Here is a 17,603-nt window from a genome sequence, read left to right on the forward strand (position 1 = left end):
TGGGGAGTGGGGTGCGCGGGACGACGACACCGCGCCTCCCGTCCGTGCGGACGACGGACGGGAGGCGCGGTGCGGCGGTGCGTGGGCGGTCAGGCGCGGCGCCGACGGCGGAGGCCACGAGCCAGGCGGGACAGACCCAGCAGGAGGAACCCGAGGACCACCAGGCCACCCGCGGCGCCCGCGAGCGGGGCCACGTCGGCGCCGGTGAAGGCGAGGCCGCCCGAGCCGGACCCGATCCCGGAGCCCGACCCGACGCCCGACCCCGACCCGACGCCGGAGCCCGACCCGACGCCCGGCCCGGAGCCGATCCCGGCACCGGCACCCGTCCCGGTCCCGGTCCCGGGTGCGCCCGGCAGACCCGGCGTGCCCGGCGTGCCCGGCGTGCCCGGCGTGCCCGGCGTGCCCGGCGTACCCGGCGTACCCGGCGTGCCCGGGTCCTCCGCAGCGTCGACCACGACGGCGACCGACTGTGCGGCCGAGGTGGCACCGTCCACGGTCTGGGTGACCCGGATCGTGTGCGGCCCGACACCGAGTCGGAGCACCACCGACCAGGCGCCGGTGGCGTCGGCGGTGGTGACGACGTCGGACCCGTCGTCCGCCACGACCGTGACGGTCGCGCCCGGCTCGGCGGTGCCCGCGACGCGCCAGTCGACGGTCCCGGTGGCCGAGGCGGTCCGGTGCGCGCCCGGTGTGGGCGAGGTGACCGCCAGCGGGTCGATGTCCGCGACCACGATCGGGACCGGCTGCGCCTCGCTCGTCGTGCCGTTGACCGACTGCGACGCGGTGATCGTCCAGTCGCCCTCGGGCACGCGGTCGAACGTGACGCTCCAGTCGCCGTTCCCGTCGGCGGTGGTGACCCGGACCTGACCGTTCGACAGGCGGACGGTCACCGTGGCACCCCGCGTGGCGTGTCCGGTCACCGTGAACGAACCCGTGTCACCGGTCCCGTCGGCAGGGAACAGCTGGCCGGCCTGCGGGCTGGTGATGGTCACGTCGTCGGGCTGTGCGACGACCACCCGGACGGTGCTCGTCACCGGGTCGGAGGTCCGGCCGCCGACGGTCTCGGTGACCGACACCGTGTGCGTCCCCGGCGGGACGGGACCGACGGTCGCGGTCCACGAGCCGTCGTCGCCGGCGGTCGTCGAGACCGTCCGACCGGCGACGGACACCGTCACCGTCGCGCCGGGCTCCGCCGTGCCGCTGAACGGGATCGACGTCGTGGCCCCCGTGATCGGGATCAGTGCTCCGTCGGTCGGGCTCGTGACCCGGACCGGCGTCGCTGCGGCGACCGAGATGCCGACCTGCGGTACAGCAGTCGTGTCACCGTCGACCGTCTGCGAGGCGACGACGGTGTGCGTGCCGGTACCGACGCCGGGGACGGTCACCGCCCACGTACCGTCGTCGTCCGCCGTCGTGGTGACCGGGGTCCCTCCGTCGATCCGGACCGAGATCGCGGCGTTCGGTGCGGCGACGCCCGCGACGCGGACGTCGGTGGTGCCGCCGATGACGCGGTACGCCGTGCCGTTGACCGGCGACGTGACCACGATCGCGTCCGCCGGAGCGACCTCGATCGTCAGGTCGCGCTCGATCGGCGACGAGGTGGTGCCGTTCACGACCTGCGTGACGACGACCGTGTGGTCGCCCTCGTCGAGACCGGTGAGCTCGGTCGACCACCGGCCGTCGGGACCGACCGGGACCACGACGGGCGTGCCGCCGTCCGTCACGATGCGGACCGTGCCGCCGGCCTGCCCCTGCCCGTTGACCGGGACGGTCGCACTGGTGGCGCCGGACGGGACGGTGACCGTGTCGCCGTCGGCGGGGGTGTCCACGGTGAGCGCCGCGCCAGGAGCGATGGTGAAGGTGCTGCTGACCGGTGCGGAGGTCGAACCGTCGACGGTCTGGGTGGCGCGCACGGTGTGCTCGCCGACGCCCAGTCCCTCGAGGTCGAGCGTCCACGTGCCACCGGTCGTCGCCGTCACGGTCTCGGGGTCGCCCCCGTCGACCGAGACGCGCACGGCGGCACCGGCCTCGGCGGCGCCGTCCGCGGTGACGGTCGCGACCGAGTCGCGCTGGGCGACGCGGACCGTGGAGCCGTCGGCCGGGGTGGCGATGGTGATCGGGTCGGCGACGAGCACACGGATGCCGACCGTGACCGGGGCGGAGACGGTGTCTCCGATCCGCTGCGTCACGCTGACCGTCGGGGTCCCCGCCGGTACGTCCGGCACGGAGACGCTCCAGGCGCCGGTGCCGTCCGCCGTCGTGGACTCGCTGCGTCCGCCACCGAGGTCGACGACGACGGTCGCGCCGGGTTCGGCGGTCCCGCTGACGGCGACCGTGGTGGTCGCGCCCTCGCCGGCGACGGTGTACTCCTGGCCCGCCGTCGGCTCGGTGATCCGGACGGGTGCCCCCGCCTCGATCTCGAACGCGTTCTCGACCGGGGTGGTCGACGTCGACCCGTCGACGGTCTGCGTGACGCTGACGTCGTGCGAGCCGACGCCGAGGTCTTCGACGTCGAGGGTCCAGGCCCCGTCGTCACCGGCGGTGACCTCGACCGGGTCCCGGTCGTCGACCGTCACGGTCACGGTGGCACCCGGCTGGGCGTCGCCCGCGATCGTCACGGTGGTCGTGGCGTCGGCGTCCGCGACGGTGATCGGGTCGTCGCCGGGCTGGCGGATCGTCAGGTCGGCTGCCGCGACCACGGAGACCGGGCGTTCGACCGCGGCGCTCGTCGTCCCGTTGACCGTCTGCGTCACCGCTGCCGTCCACGAGCCGGTCGGCACGTCCTCGACGGTGGCGGACCACCGTCCGTCGTCACCGACCCGCGCGGTGGCCGAGCCACCGGCACCGAGGTCGACCGTGACGGTCGCTCCCGGTTGACCGGTCCCGCCGAACGGCAGGTCCCCGGTGGCGTCGTCGTCCGCGACCGTCACCGTGGTGGCACGGGCGGGCGTGGTGACCGTCAGCGGTGCTCCCGCCCGCACCGACACCCGGGCGGTCACCGGTGCCGAGGTCTGCCCCTGGACGACCTGCGTCGCGCGGACCGTGTGGTCACCGACCGGGACGTCCTCGAAGGTGGTCGTCCACGTGCCGTCCGTCGCGGCGGTGACGTCGACGGACTCGCCGGTCGACAGTATGACGGTGACCGTGGCTCCGGCCTGGGCGCGGCCCGCGGCGCGCACGTCGGCCGTGCCGGCCGCGTCAGCCACCGTCAGGACGTCGCCGTCCTCCGGTGCCGTCAGCGCCAGCGCGGTCGACGCACGCACCGTCACGGTCTGCTCCGGACTGGAGGCGGTGGTCCCGTCCACCGTCTGGCTCGCCGTGAGCGTCGGGGTGCCGACACCGACCTCGCCGAACGTCACCGTCCAGTCGCCGTCGCCGTCCGCGGTCGTGGCCAGCTCGTCGTCGCCGAGACGCACCGTGACCGGGGCGTCCGGCTCCGCCGTCCCCGAGACGGTCACGTCGCGTGTGGCGTCCGCGTCCGGCACCAGGAGCACGGCCCCGGTGCCCGGTGCCGTGATCTCGACCGCCTCCGCGGGCACGATCGTGACGGTCCGCGTCACCGCGTCCGAGACCGCCGGGGACGAGGTCGCCCCGGGCAGCGTCTGCGTCACGGAGACCCGGTGCTCGCCGACACCGAGGTCCGGGAACGTGACCGACCAGGTGCCGTCCGCGCCGATCGTCGTCCGCTGGTCGTCCTCGCCGGCGGTGCTGGCGATCACGGCGGCACCGGGCTGCCCCGTGCCCGTGACGGCGACGTCGCGCACGACGTCGTCGCCCGCGACCCGGATCGGCGCGGTGGTGGGCGCGGTGATCGTGAGCGGGCTCGCCGCGACCACCTGGAACGTCGTCGGGATGGCCGTCGTCACGGTGCCGCCGACGCTCTGGCTCGCGTTCACCGTGTACGTGCCGGTGGGAGCGAGGCCGGTGGCGTCGACCGTCCACCGGCCGGCACCGTCCGCCGTCGTCGGGAAGGTGGTGTCCGGGCCGAGCGAGACGACGACGTCCGCGTTCGGCGCGGAGGAGCCGGAGATCGTCACCGTGGCGGTGGCGTCGTCGTCGACCACGTCGAAGCGCGACCCGACGGCCGGCGTCTCGATCGTGATCGCCGTCCCGGGTACGACCGCGAAGTCGCGGCTGACGGTCGGACCGGTCGTGCCGTTCACGGTCTGCACCGCCGTGACGGTGTGGGGGCCGACGGCGAGCTCGACCGCGTCGGTCTGCCAGTCGCCGGAAGCGTCGGCGACGAGGTCGACCGGGTCGCCGTCGTCGACCGTGACGGACACACCGGCACCCGGTTCGGCGGTGCCGCGCACCACGATGCCGGCCTGGCCGTCCGCTCCTGCCGGGACCTGTTGCGCGTCGGTCGGCGACTCGATGACGAGGGCGTCACCGGCCTCGATCGAGAAGTCCCGGTCGACCGGTGCGGAGGTCGCCCCGCCCACGGTCTGCGTGACCGCCGCGGTGTGGTCCCCGGTGTCGACGCCCGGCAGGGTGACGGTCCACGTGCCGCCGGTACCCGCGGTCGTCGTGACGGGGTCACCGTCGCCGTCGAGGACGACGGTGACGTCCGCGCCCGGCTGCGCCGTGCCCGAGACCCTGACGTCGATGGTCGAGTCGTCGGTCGCGACCGCGGTGGTGCTCCCCTGCGTCGGCGTCGACACGACGAGACCGGCACCAGCGGCGACGGTGATCGTCTGTCGGACCGCCGGCGAGGTGGTGCCGTTCACGGTCTGCGTCGCCGCGATCGTGTACCGGCCGACCGGGACGTCCTGGACCGTCGCGGTCCAGCCGCCGTCACGATCTGCGCGCGCGGTGGCGGTCAGACCGCCGCCGAGCGACACCGCGACGTCCGCGCCGGGCTGGGCGGTACCGGACAGGTCGAGGTCTGCGGTCGTGTCCGCGTCGAGGACCGTCACGGTGGCGCCGGGTGTCGGCGTGGTGATGGCGATCGGCGCACCGGCGGCCACGGTGAAGTCCGTGGTCACCGGACCGGAGGTCGTGCCGTCGACCGTCTGCCGGGCGGTGGCGGTGCGGTCACCGACCGGGACGCCCTGGAAGGTCGCTTCCCAGTGACCGTCGCCGTCCGCCGTCACCGTCGCGGTGAAGGAGCCACCGATGCCCACCGTGACCTGCGCGTCCGGAGCGGCGGAACCGGACACCGTCACGGGCGTGGTCGACGTGGCGTCGGCGACGGTGATGGTGCTGCCGTCCTCCGGTGCGTCGATCGTCAGCGGCGGTGCTGCGGTCACGGTGAAGTCACGCGTGACGGGGGCGCTCGTCGACGATCCGACGGTCTGCGTCACCCTCGCGGTGTGGTCACCGGCCGGGACGTCCGAGACCACCGTCGACCAGGTGCCGTCGGCGTCCGCGGTCGTCGTCGCCGTGCGTCCGTCACCGAGGTCGACGTCCACGCGGGCGCCGGGCTGCGCGGCGCCCGAGAACGGCACGTCGCGGGTGGTCCCCGCGAGCGGGAAGTCCTGGTCCGGCGTCGGCGTGTCGACGGTCAGGTCGGCGGCCGCAACGACACGGAACCCGCGCGTCACCGGGGTCGAGGTGCTGTCGCCGACGGTCTGCGTCACGCTCGCGGTCTGCGCACCCACCGGGACGCCCTGCACCGTGACGCTCCACGCGCCGGTGTCGTCCGCCGTGCCGGTCGCGGTGCGTCCGTCGCCGAGGTCGACGTCGATGCGCGCGTTCGCGGTCGCGGTGCCGGTGAGCGTCACCGGAGCGGTGGTGCCGGTCGTGGTGAAGGTCTGTCCGGCCGTCGGCGTCGTGATCGTCAGCGCCCGCTGCGCGACCACGGAGAACTGCTGCGTGGCCGTGCCCGCAGCGGTCCCGCCGACCGTCTGGGTCGCCGTGGCGGTGTACCCGCCCGTCGGGACGTTCGCGATGGTCGTCGTCCACGTGCCGTTCGCGGCGACCGTCGCGGTACCGGTCCGACCGCCGCCGAGGCTCACGGCGACGGTGGCGCCGGGCTCGCCGGCTCCGCTCACGATGATGCTCCGGGTCGACGTGGCCGTCGGCACGCTGAACACCTGGTCGGCGGTCGGAGCGGTGATGGTGGGGGCGACGAACGCCGTCGCGCGGACCGTCGAGGTCGCCAGGTCCACGGTCGCGACGCTCGCGCCCGGCAGGACCGAGAGACGGAGGGCGTGCACGCTCCGCGACCCGGGGTCGTACCCGCGTCGGTCCCGGAAGCCGGTGGTGGTGTCCTGCGCGTTCACGGTCAGGTCGATCACCTGGCGGAGGAGCAGCACGACCGGGGACAGGGCGGTCGCGACGGCCGTCGTCGTGGTCGTCAGGGTGGTGCCGAGGGCGGTCAGGGCGGTGCCGCCGACGATGGGGCGCACCAGGGCCTGCGCCGCCGGGACCACGATCGAGTTGACCGCGGGGGCGAGCAGCGTGCTGAGGACGGTGAGTCCGAGCGGGCCGCTCGTGGCGGTCACCGTGGCGTTCGCGGCGGCCGTCCCGGCGAGCGCTCCGAGGGTGGTGTCGGCGCGGAGCCCCAGTGCGGTGAGCGGTGCGCCGGCGGCGCTGAGGTTGGCGGAGACGGTGATCGCGACCGCCGTCGAGTTGATCGTGTTGACGACCGCGGTCCGCAGCGCCGTGGGCAGCTGCGTCCCGAGGATCGTCGTGATGCTCTGGTTGATGGTGTTGACCGCGGCGGTGGTGAGCACCGGGGTGTTCGCGGGCTGCCCGTTCAACGCCGTGATCTTGTCGAGGTCCACGACGATCGAGCCGGTCGCCGGGGTGATCGTCACCGCGCCGTCGGTGATCGGCTGTCGCAGGACCTGCTCGAGCGTCCCGTCGAGGTTCAGGTTGACGCTCGCGTTCACCGTGGTCCCGCTCACGGACACCAGCCCGAGCGCCGCGGTCCGCAGCAGCCGCTGGAGCTCCGCGGTGAGCGCCGTGGTCGTCCCGGAGAGGGCGCCGTTCGCACCGAGGGTCGAGTTCACGGACGTCGACACGGTCCGGAGGTCGGTGCGGAGCGACGTGCTCAGCCCGGCGACCGCCGGGCTCGTGAGGTTCAGGTTCGCTCCAGCGATGCGGTAGTCGCTGGAGGTCGTCACCGTCGACCCGCGCGTGGCCGACAGCCGCGAGGCGAGTGCGCCGACCTGCAGCTGCGCGTCCGAGAGCACCGACGTGTCGGCCCCCACCCGCGAGAACAGCGGGTCGAGGTCGAGCGTCGCCCCGCGGGTCGCGGTCCCGGTCCCGGTCCCGGTCCCGACGCCGATCGCGCCGTCGTCCGTCAGCAGACCGGACGACGCGGTCGCACCGGTCGCCGACGTCGTGGCGTACTGACCGTCCACGCCGAGGGTGAGGATCCCGTTCGACCCGAGCAGGTCGATGCCGTTGCCGAGTCGCAGCCCGACGGCGTTCAGCGCCGTCACGTCGAGCGGTTGGTCGGTGGTGCCACCACCGGTGGTGACACCGCGTGCCGAGTACGCGCCGCCGAGCTGTGCGATGTCGTCCACGTCGACGATGCCCGAGCCGCTGAGCAGGACGCCCTCGGCTTCGGCCACGTCGGTCTGGGCGGCCGCGGCCGGTTGGATCGCCACGGTGGCGGCGACCAGCGCCGTCACCGTGGCGACGACGCCGCCGCGCAGGAGGAGACGCCGGTCGTCGGAGGCTCGTCGTCGAGCTCCGCCGCCAGCGGCGATGATCCGTCGTGTCCAGTCGTGCGCTGTCGCGGGTACGCGGGTACCCCGAAGCGACGCGTGCCTGCGCATGCGTGTCTCTTTTCCTGGCGGGCGTACCCACCACCTGATCCGGAACTCCCCCGCTGGTGAGGCGGTGGAGGTGTTCCCCCCCTGCTGGTGAGGCGGAGGAGGTGTTCCCCTCCGCTGGTGGGGCGGAGGAGGTGTTCCCCTCCGCTGGTGGGGCGGAGGAGGTGCAGGAACCCTGGTTGGGAGTTCCTGGAGGTGATCTTTACACACGATCAGGTGCTTGTCCGCAAGCACGGGTGAAAAAGTCCCCGGGGACGAAGAAGACTCCTCACGCACCCGCCAGAGCCCGGTTACCCTTGCTGCGTTTCCGCCCTGGGGGAGTTGGCCTGGATGGCGTCACGTGAGGAGCCGCCGAGAAGTCTACCGGACGCCACCGGCGATAGTGGACACATGAAGATCGCCATCGCCGGAGGACACGGCCAGATCGCCCTGCTCCTCGTCCGCCTGATCACCGACGCCGGTCACGACGCCGTCGCCATCGTCCGCAACCCCGCGCACGTCACCGACGTGGAGCAGCAGGGCGGGCGCGCGCTGGTCGCGGACCTCGAGCAGCTCGACGACGACGAGCTCGCCCTCCGCCTGCGCGGCGTCGACGCGGTGGTCTTCGCCGCCGGCGCCGGCCCGAACAGCGGGGCGGAGCGGAAGCTGACGGTCGACCGCGACGCGGCGATCCTGCTGGCCGAGGCCGCGGAACGGGTGGGCATCGACCGCTACGTGATGATCTCGGCGATGGGTGCGGACGCGTACGACCCGGAGCGCGCGGTGGTGCCGGCCCGCAGCGAGGACGACGTCTTCCAGGTGTACCTGCGCGCGAAGGCGGAGGCGGACGCGAACCTCCGTGCCCGCAACCTGCGCTGGACGATCGTCCGGCCCGGTGGCCTGCTGGACACGCCGCCGCAGGGCACGGTGGCCGTCGGGCGCACGGTCCCGCGGGGGTCGATCCCGCGCGCGGACGTGGCCGCCGTGGTGCTGCACGCGCTCGTCGACGACTCGGCGCTTGGGGTGCAGTTCGAGGTCACGAGCGGGGACACACCGATCCCGGCAGCCCTCGCGGCGCTCGGCTGAGCGGCGTCGGGCGCTCGCCCGAGTCTCGGCTCCGCGGACACTTCCGCGGTTTCAGGACCGCGAACGTGTCCGCCCACCCGAGTCTCGGCGGGCCGCCCGAGGGCGCACAGCGCGGCGCGCGCGGCGCGCGCAGCCACGCAGCGGCGCTCCTACAGCGCGACCGCAGCCGACTGCCGGGCGATCTCGAGCTCCTCGTTCGTCGGGATCACGAGCACCGCGACACGCGACGCATCCGTGGAGATGCGCCGTGCCTCGCGGGAAGCCAGCTCGTTGCGGTCCGGATCGACCTCGATGCCGAGGTGCTCGAGCCCGGCGAGCACGCGGCGGCGCAGCAGCGCGTTGTTCTCGCCGACGCCCGCGGTGAAGACGACCGCGTCGAGCCCGCCGAGCTGCGCCGTGTAGGCGCCGACGTACCGGCGGATGCGGTGCCGGTACACGGCGAGCGCCGCCTCGGCCTCGTCGTCCCCGCCGAGCGCGGCGTCCTGCACGTCGCGCATGTCCCCGTTGCCGGTGAGGCCGAGCAGCCCGGACTCCTTGTTCAGCATGGTGTCGAGTTCGTCGAAGGAGAGCCCGGCCTCGCGGTGGAGGTGGATGAGCACGGCGGGGTCGAGGTCGCCGGAGCGCGTCCCCATCACGAGGCCCTCGAGCGGGGTGAGGCCCATCGACGTCTCGATGGACCGGCCACCGTCGATGGCGGCTGCGGACGCCCCGTTGCCGAGGTGCAGCACGATCGTCTTGAGCTCGCCGAGCGGTCGGTCGAGGAACACCGCCGCCTGCTCGGACACGTACTTGTGGCTCGTGCCGTGCATGCCGTAGCGGCGGACCCGGTGCTTCGCGGCGAGGTCCGCCGGGATCGCGTACGTGTAGGCGTGCGGGGGCATGGTCTGGTGGAACGCGGTGTCGAAGACGGCGACCTGCGGCACGTCGGGGAAGACCTGCTGCGCGGCGCGGATGCCCTCGAGGTTCGCGGGGTTGTGGAGCGGGGCGAGGCTGCTCAGCTCCTCGATCTCACGCTCGACGTCGTCGGTCACGACGGTGGCGCGGTCGAACGAGGTGCCACCGTGCACGACGCGGTGCCCGACGACGGCCGGCGGGTACTCGTCGAAGGACGGCCCCACCGCACCGAACGCGTCGATCATCGCCTGGAAGCCCGCAGCGTGGTCGGACACCTCGGCGGAGTCGTTCGACGAGGACTCGCCCGTGAGCGCGTTGGTGTGCTTCCACGCTCCGGACGACTCGCCGATGCGTTCCACCAGCCCGGAGGCGAGCGTGCGCTCCCCCTCGAGCTCGATGAGCTGGTACTTGAACGAACTCGAGCCGGAGTTGACGACGAGGGCTGCGGTCACGGGGCGGTCGCTTTCTGTCAGGGCCTGGAGGCGCGGTGCGGGTCGGTCGGTCAGGCCGCGTCGGACGCGGTGCCGGCCTGGATCGCGGTGATCGCGACGGTGTTCACGATGTCGCCGACGAGCGCGCCGCGGGAGAGGTCGTTGATCGGCTTGCGCAGGCCCTGCAGCACCGGGCCGATCGCCACGGCGCCGGCCGAGCGCTGCACGGCCTTGTACGTGTTGTTGCCGGTGTTGAGGTCCGGGAAGATGAAGACCGTCGCCCGACCGGCCACCGGCGAGTCCGGCATCTTCGTGCGCGCCACCGTCGGGTCGGCCGCGGCGTCGTACTGGATCGGGCCCTCGACGAGCAGGTCGGGGCGGCGCTCCCGCACGAACGCGGTGCCGGCACGGACCTTGTCGACGTCGGCGCCGGTCCCGCTGTCGCCGGTCGAGTAGCTGAGCATCGCGACGCGGGGGTCGATGCCGAACTGGGTGGCGGTCTCGGCGGACGAGATGGCGATGTCGGCGAGCTGCTCGCTCGTCGGGTCCGGGATGACGGCGCAGTCGCCGTACACGAGCACCCGGTCGGCGAGGGCCATCAGGAACACGCTCGACACGATCGAGGTGTCCGGTCGCGTCTTGATGATCTCGAAGGACGGCCGGATGGTGTGCGCGGTGGTGTGCCCCGCGCCGGAGACCATGCCGTCGGCGAGGCCGAGCTGCACCATCATCGTGCCGAAGTACGACACGTCGGTGACGGTGTCGCGGGCCATCTCGATCGACATGCCCTTGTGCGCACGGAGTCGGGTGTACTCCTCGGCGAAGCGCTCGCGCAGCTCGGGGTCGAACGGGGACACGAGCTGCGCGGCCTCGAGGTCGAGGCCGAGCTCGGTCGCGCGGGAGCGGATCGCGGCGGGGTCGCCGAGGATCGTCAGCTCGCACACCTGGCGTTGGAGCAACGTCGAGGCGGCCCGGAGGACGCGGTCGTCGTCGCCCTCGGGCAGGACGATGCGCTTGCCGTAGCCGCGCGCCCGGTCGAGCAGCCCGTGTTCGAACATCAGCGGCGTGACGACGCCCGACGGGGTGAGCTGCAGGCGGTCGCGCAGGGCGTCGGCGTCGACGTGCTGCTCGAACAGCGCGAGCGCGAGGTCGGCCTTCCGCGGGGAGTCCGCCGCGAGCCGCCCGCGGGTCTGCGTGATGCGGAGGGCGGTGTCGTAGGTGCCGAGGTCGTTCTGCGCGATCGGCAGCGAGCTCGAGAGACCCTCGAGCAGTCGGGAGATCTGCGGGGCGGTCTCGAACCCGCCGTTCAGGATCACGCCCGCCAGGCTCGGGAAGGTGTCGGACTGGTTCGCCAGCAGGGTGGCGATGAGGACGTCGCTGCGGTCCCCCGGCACGACGACGATGCCGCCCTCGATGAGCCGAGGGAGCACGTTCTCCATGCTCATGCCGGCGACGACCGTGCCGAGGGCTTCACGGTCGAGCAGCGCCTCGTCACCGCGCACGAGCGTGGCCCCGGTGGCCTGGAGCAGCGCCCGGACGGTCGGGGCGACGAGGACGCGGTCCTCGGGGATGGCCCACACGGGCAGGTCGGGGTGGTGGTCGTGGACGGCGTGCTGGACGCTCGTCACGATGGCGGCGAGGGCGTCCGGGTCGGCACGGTTGACGATGACGCCGAACACCTGGGCGTGCGCTGCCCGGAGTTCACTGGTCGTGACCTCGGCGACCTGCGCCATGTCCTCCGGTGTGCGGGGCCCGTGCTCGGCGGCGTCGCGCCCGCCGAGCACGAGGAGCACCGGCGCGCCGAGGTTCGCCGCGACCTTCGCGTTGAAGGACAGCTCCGTCGGGCTGCCCACGTCCGTGTAGTCCGACCCGAGGACCACCACGGCGTCGCACTGGCGCTCGACCTGCGCGAACCGGGTGATGATCGTCGCGAGTGCGGCGTCCGGGTCGGCGTGGACGTCGTCGTACGTCACCCCCACGGCGTCGTCGTAGGAGATGCCGACCGCGGTGTGCTGCAGCAGGAGCTCGAGCACGTAGTCCGGCTCGCTCACCGAGCGGGCGACCGGCCGGAACACGCCGACCCGTCCGACCGAGCGCGCGAGGGTCTCGAGGACACCGAGGGCGACGGTGCTCTTCCCTGTGTGTCCTTCTGCTGACGTGATGTAGATGCGGGTCGACACGCTGCCAGCGTAGCCGCGCCCTCGTCGTGCGATCTGGGAGCGGACAGCCCTGTGGACGGACGTGGTCGTGCACACCCCCGAAGACCTGTACCATTGGGTGTCGTCGTCGCGAGACGGCACCAGGAGAATTCGCCTAGTGGCCTATGGCGCACGCTTGGAAAGCGTGTTGGGTGCAAGCCCTCGGGGGTTCGAATCCCCCATTCTCCGCCAGCACACAGCAGGCCCCGGACCCCACCAGGTCCGGGGCCTGCTGCGTTCCCGGTCCCCCGTGCGGCGGACCTCCACGCCCCCCGTTCGCCATGGGCTGACCGAGAAACGCGGAACCGGGGTGGAACGGGCTGTCCCCGGTACCCGTCGGTCGCCTAGACTGCCCGGACGGACGGCCCCGGGACGGGTCGGACACGGTGCACGGAGCGGCAGGGGCGTCGCTCCCCGGGCGGGCGAACGGTGCTGCCCGGGCACCCGAAGGACGAGGAGTCCACGTGGGGGACCTGACCGCACCGGTGCGTGCTCGGCCGCGGACCACCGCCTACGACGTGGTCGTGCGACCGCGACGCTCGCTGGTGCGTTCGACCATCCTCAGCGTGGTGTTCTCCGCGGTCCCGCTCGCGGTGGCCCTGGTCTGGGTGTCGCTGCCGCTGCCCCTCTGGCCCGTGGTGTCCGCCGTCGTGATCGCCGTCGGGGTCCTCGTCGGTGTCGTCTTCGTCCGCCTCGGCACCGCGTTCATCGGCCTCGACCCGGGCTGCGTCACGGTGCGCGGCGTGGTCACCCCGAACCGTCGGATCTGCCGCGACCGGGTGCACGCCCTGGTGCTGGCGACGACGTACGGCAGCGCGGTGGAACGCACCTCGCGCGAGCTCGTCGCCCTCGACGCCGACGGCGCGCACCTGTTCCGGCTGCGCGCCGACGTGTGGGGCGACGACGGCCTCGACCGCGTGGTCGAAGCGCTCGGCGTGGGGGTCTCCGACGACGTCCGTCCGGTCTCCGCCCGCGAGTTCGCACGCCGGTACCCGGCCAGCCGCGCCTGGTACGAGCAGCGCACCGCCCACGTCGTGCTCGGCGCGGTGGCGGTCGTCGTCGTCGCCGGCCTGCTCGTCGTCGAGACGAACGGCCTCGTCGGCACCTGACCGCGCCGAGGTCAGCGCCGGCGACGCAACGTCGAGAAGATGCCGCGCACGACCTCCTTCGCGATCGTGCTGCCGACGCCCGACCCGAGCAGGTCCGCCAGCGGGTCGTCCGCCTTCCTCGACGTCCGGGTCCGCGTCGGCGTCCGCCCGGAGCGCCGCGCCTCGGCCGCCCGCTCGGCCCGTTCGAACTCGCGCTGCGCCTTCTCGTACGCCTGCTGCGCGGCGGCACGCTCCTTCGCCTCCTGCTTCGCGGCCGCGGCGGCCTCCTTCGCGGCGGCGGCCGCCGTGCGGGCGGCGTCCTGCTCCGCCTCGGCGGCGCGGGTCGCGGCCTCCTGCCGCTCGGCTGCTGCGGCGGCCGCGGCAGCGGCGACCTCCATGCGCCGCGCCAGCATCTCGTGGGCCGAGTCGGGGTCGACGCGGGCACCGTACGTCGCCAGCAAGGGTGACGCCTGCACCCGGGCGGTCATCTCGGCGGCGGGCATCGCGTCCATCGACCCCTCCGGGGCGCGGAGTCGCGTCCACGCCACCGGGGTCGGTGCGCCCTCCTCGTTCATCACGGTGACGATCGCCTCACCGGTGGCGAGCGACGTGAGGACCTCTGCCAGGTCGTAGTCGCTCGTCGGGTAGGTCGACACCGTCGCCCGGAGCGCCCTTGCGTCGTCCGGCGTGTGCGCGCGCAACTGGTGCTGGATGCGGGACCCGAGCTGCGCGAGCACGTCGTTCGGCACGTCCTTCGGGGTCTGCGTGACGAAGACGACGCCGACGCCCTTCGACCGGATGAGCCGGACCGTCCGGATGATCTGGTCCGTGAAGTCCTTCGACGCGCCGTCGAAGAGCAGGTGCGCCTCGTCGAAGAAGAACACGAGCTTCGGCTTCTCCAGGTCGCCGACCTCGGGCAGCTCGTTGAAGAGGTCCGCGAGCAGCCACATGAGGAAGGTCGAGAAGACCTCGGGCCGGTCCTGCACGCCGGGCACCTCGAGGAGGCTGACGATCCCCCGGCCGTCCTCGGCGGTCCGCAGGAACACCTGCGGGTCGATCTCGGGTTCGCCGAAGAACTGGTCCGCTCCCGCGTCGGCGAAGGTGACGAGTTCGCGGAGGATGACCCCGGCGGTCTGCTTCGACAGTCCGCCGAGCTCGGCGAGCTCCCCCTTGCCGGCGTCGCTCACCAGGAAGGTCAGGACGCTCCGCAGGTCGGACAGGTCGACGAGGGGCAGGCCGGCGCGCTCGGCGTGGTGGAAGACCAGCCCGAGCGAGGACTCCTGGGTGTCGTTCAGCCCGAGGACCTTGGACAGCAGCAGCGGCCCGAACCCGGACACGGTCGCCCGGACGGGCACCCCGGTCCCCTGCCCGCCGAGCGCGAAGAACTCCGCCTGGCTGGCGACGCCGCGCCACGTCTGCCCGATGCCGGCGGTCCGCGCGAGGAGCTTGTCACTGGGCTGCCCGGCGAGCGCGAGGCCCGACAGGTCGCCCTTGACGTCGGCGGCGAACACGGGCACGCCGTGGGCGGCGATCTGCTCCGCGAGGACCTGCAGCGTGCGGGTCTTGCCGGTACCGGTGGCCCCGGCGACGAGGCCGTGCCGGTTGAGCATGCCGAGCGGGATCCGGACCTGCACGTCGGGCAGCGCCTCGCCGTTGACGAGCGCACCGAGTTCCAACGCGCGGCCCTCGACGGCGTAGCCGTCGCGGATCGTCGCGATCGCGTCGGCACCGAGCGGTCCGACGGGAGGCGCGGTGCCGGTGGTCGGCGCCGGGACCGGTCCGGAGGTGGTCGCGTCCACGTCGACGATCGCGGGCTCCGCGTCGGGCGCGAGCGGCGCCTCCTGGCCGGACGGTGCCGGTGACCCCGCGGCCGCCGGCTCCGCGTCGGGCGTGAGGACCGTCGGTGCCGACGCCTCGAGGGCCGCGGCGAGTTCCTCGGCGCGGGCCGTGGCCTCGTCCGCCAGTCGTCGTGCCTCGTCGGCGGCCGCCCGCGCCGCCGCTGCTGCCGCTCGTGCCTGCTCCACCGGGTCACTCATGGGCCCAGCCTACGAACGGCCCCGGTGGAAGGGAACGGGCGGTCAGTGCGTGAGCGCCGGAACGGTGCGCGGACGGACGACGATCCAGAGGATCGCGATCGCGACGGTCGAGGTGCAGGCCATCACCGCGGCCATCGGGGTGGCCGTCGTGATCCCGATCCACCCGACGATGGGCGAGATGAGTCCCGCGACGCCGAAGTTCAGCGCGCCGAGCAGGGACGCGGCCGTCCCGGCTTCCTTGCCGTGGGCGGCGAGGCCGATCACCTGGACGAGCGGGAACGAGAACCCGCACGCCGCGATGAAGAACCACAGCGGGACGAGCACGCCGACGAGGCCCGCCCCGAGCTGGTCGAGCACCATGATGGCGACCGCGGCGAGGAACAGGGTCGCGGTCGAGCAGGCGAGGATCCACTGCGGACCGACCCGCTGCGCCAGCCGCGCCGAGACCTGCACGCCGATGACGACGCCGACGGAGTTCACCGCGAACAGCAGGCCGTACTGCTGGGCGTCGAGGCCGTACAGCCCCTGGAACAGGAACGGCGACGCGCTGAGGTACGAGAACAACCCGCTGAACACCATCGCTCCGATGAGCGCGACGCCCACGAAGATGCGGTCCGAGAAGAGCGCCTTGTACCGCTGCCCCATGGTGGAGTGGCCGGCCTCGCGGCGGCGTGCCGGCGGGAGCGTCTCGACGATGAGGAGGACGGCGGCGAGCACGACCGCGGCGCCGTAGCAGGCGAGGAACACGAAGACGCCGTGCCAGCTGACGAAGCGGAGCATCTGCGACCCGATGAGCGGCGCCAGGATCGGCGCCAGCCCGTTCACCATCGCCAGGCGGGAGAGCATGCGGACGAGCGGCTTCCCGCCGAACAGGTCGCGGACCGTCGCCATCGCCACGACACCGCCCGCGGACGCCCCCATGCCCTGCAGGACGCGGAAGAGTGCGAGGACCTCGACGTTCGGCGCGAGCGCGGCGCCGACCGATGCGGCCACGTGCACCGAGGTGGCGATGATGAGCGGCAGTCGGCGGCCCACCTTGTCGCTCCACGGGCCGACGAGCAGCTGCCCGATCGCGAAGCCGAGCGTCGTCGCCGTCAGGGTGAGCTGAACGGCCCCGTCCGTGATGCCGAACTGGTCCTTGATCGACGGGAACGCCGGCAGGTACAGGTCGATGGTGAACGGCCCGAGCGCGGTGAGCGCGCCCAGGACGAAGACGTAGACGAGTCGCTGCCGGCGGGAGAGCGAGTCTCCCGGGTGCAGGACGACCCGGAGCGAACCGGTGGTGGCGGGCGCGGTCACGAGCAGGGGTCCTTCGACGATGAGGGGAACGGTGGGGGTGATCGCGGGATGGTCGAATCGAATCGATTCGCCCGCGGAACCATCCTACGGGTGGAGTGAGCGCTCTCGGGGCCTTCGGATCGGGATCCGCGCGTGTTCCCGCGTCGCGCGGACGGTCCGGGAGCGGGCCATGCGGTACCGTCGGACTGCTCGGGAGACCGGGCACGAACGGATCAGAAGGGGGAAGGCGTCATGGTGGATGCCCGGATCCTGCACACGACCGCCGCGCTCAGCGAGGCGATCATGCGACTCGCCGCGGACCGTCCCGTCTCGCGGATCACCGTCGCCGACGTCACCCGGGCGGCCGGGATCAACCGGGCGACGTTCTACTCGCACGCGGTCTCCCCCGGCTCGCTGCTGGCCGACGTGCTCACACCCGAGCTCGACCGCATCCGCGAGGACGACGCAGCGGCGCGTCGGGCCGCCGTCGAACGCGGTGCCGGTGCGGATGAACTCGCCGCGATCACCCGGCGCGGCATCAACGCCGTCGTCGAGCACGTGGTCGCGCACCGCGACATCTACGCGAAGGCGCTCCCCGACCCGGAGGACGCCTCGCTCCACCGCCTGCTCGTCGCGCACTTCACGGTCTCGAGCGAGCAGCACATCCGGTCCCTCGACCCCGACGACCGTCCGGAGCTCCTCGACGACGTCGCCGCCGGGTTCGTGGCGCAGGGCTTCGTGGGGGCGATCGGGGCCTGGCTGACCGGCCCTCGCCGGTCCCGCAAGGCGCTGGTGGACACGATCGTGCTGTCGTTCCCGTCCTGGTGGCGCTGAGTCCTCAGGGCTGAGCCGTCAGCGGCGCTGGGTCGCCAGCGGCGCTGAGCGG

At 73.4% G+C, this 17,603-nt stretch carries 8 protein-coding genes, 1 tRNA gene and 1 other RNA gene; 4 read left to right on the forward strand and 6 right to left on the reverse strand.

The window, feature by feature from the left end; genetic code table 11:
* Nucleotides 1-89 precede the first annotated feature (89 nt).
* Both AAEP86_RS15905 and ffs read right to left on the reverse strand, forming a co-directional pair.
* Nucleotides 90-7,730: a choice-of-anchor G family protein gene (locus AAEP86_RS15905; RefSeq protein ID WP_420368263.1), complete on the reverse strand. Its 7,641-nt coding sequence runs from the start codon at nt 7,728-7,730 to the stop codon at nt 90-92.
* Between the two features lie 253 nt (nt 7,731-7,983).
* An RNA gene (gene ffs / locus AAEP86_RS15910) (signal recognition particle sRNA small type) lies at nt 7,984-8,080 on the reverse strand.
* A gap of 37 nt (nt 8,081-8,117) precedes the next feature.
* Between ffs and AAEP86_RS15915 the strand changes: the two genes are divergently transcribed.
* Nucleotides 8,118-8,792, forward strand: coding sequence for an SDR family oxidoreductase (locus AAEP86_RS15915; RefSeq protein ID WP_420368264.1), 675 nt, complete (start codon nt 8,118-8,120; stop codon nt 8,790-8,792).
* Between the two features lie 149 nt (nt 8,793-8,941).
* On the opposite strand, the gene AAEP86_RS15920 is transcribed toward AAEP86_RS15915, so the two are convergent.
* Complete coding sequence (locus tag AAEP86_RS15920; protein WP_420368265.1) at nt 8,942-10,138, reverse strand: acetate/propionate family kinase; 1,197 nt, start codon at nt 10,136-10,138, stop codon at nt 8,942-8,944.
* A 50-nt stretch (nt 10,139-10,188) separates the two neighbouring features.
* On the reverse strand, nt 10,189-12,297 hold the full coding sequence (gene pta, locus AAEP86_RS15925) for a phosphate acetyltransferase (protein WP_420368266.1): 2,109 nt from the start codon (nt 12,295-12,297) through the stop codon (nt 10,189-10,191).
* A 122-nt stretch (nt 12,298-12,419) separates the two neighbouring features.
* Between pta and AAEP86_RS15930 the strand changes: the two genes are divergently transcribed.
* Both AAEP86_RS15930 and AAEP86_RS15935 read left to right on the forward strand, forming a co-directional pair.
* Nucleotides 12,420-12,507: transfer RNA gene (locus tag AAEP86_RS15930), tRNA-Ser, on the forward strand.
* A 272-nt stretch (nt 12,508-12,779) separates the two neighbouring features.
* Nucleotides 12,780-13,424, forward strand: a complete 645-nt coding sequence (locus AAEP86_RS15935) for a hypothetical protein (protein ID WP_420368267.1) — start codon at nt 12,780-12,782, stop codon at nt 13,422-13,424.
* Nucleotides 13,425-13,435: 11 nt separating this feature from the next.
* On the opposite strand, the gene AAEP86_RS15940 is transcribed toward AAEP86_RS15935, so the two are convergent.
* The gene (locus tag AAEP86_RS15940; RefSeq protein WP_420368268.1) at nt 13,436-15,439 is read right to left on the reverse strand and encodes a helicase HerA-like domain-containing protein; all 2,004 of its coding nucleotides are present in this window, start codon (nt 15,437-15,439) and stop codon (nt 13,436-13,438) included.
* Between the two features lie 42 nt (nt 15,440-15,481).
* On the reverse strand, nt 15,482-16,738 hold the full coding sequence (locus AAEP86_RS15945; RefSeq protein ID WP_420368269.1) for a multidrug effflux MFS transporter: 1,257 nt from the start codon (nt 16,736-16,738) through the stop codon (nt 15,482-15,484).
* Nucleotides 16,739-16,969: 231 nt separating this feature from the next.
* Here AAEP86_RS15945 and AAEP86_RS15950 point away from each other — a divergent pair, with 231 nt between their 5' ends.
* Complete coding sequence (locus tag AAEP86_RS15950) at nt 16,970-17,551, forward strand: TetR/AcrR family transcriptional regulator (protein ID WP_420368270.1); 582 nt, start codon at nt 16,970-16,972, stop codon at nt 17,549-17,551.
* Nucleotides 17,552-17,603: the final 52 nt, after the last annotated feature.

Origin of the sequence: Curtobacterium sp. L1-20 (genome assembly GCF_048755855.1) — a bacterium.
In the GTDB taxonomy this organism is placed as follows: Bacteria; Actinomycetota; Actinomycetes; order Actinomycetales; family Microbacteriaceae; genus Curtobacterium.

Excerpts from the sequence above, each read along its gene's own strand:
- AAEP86_RS15905 (WP_420368263.1), bottom strand. The coding sequence starts at position 7,730 with ATGCGCAGGCACGCGTCGCTTCGGGGTACCCGCGTACCCGCGACAGCG.
- AAEP86_RS15915 (WP_420368264.1), top strand. The coding sequence starts at position 8,118 with ATGAAGATCGCCATCGCCGGAGGACACGGCCAGATCGCCCTGCTCCTC.
- AAEP86_RS15940 (WP_420368268.1), bottom strand. The coding sequence starts at position 15,439 with ATGAGTGACCCGGTGGAGCAGGCACGAGCGGCAGCAGCGGCGGCGCGG.
- AAEP86_RS15950 (WP_420368270.1), top strand. The coding sequence starts at position 16,970 with ATGGTGGATGCCCGGATCCTGCACACGACCGCCGCGCTCAGCGAGGCG.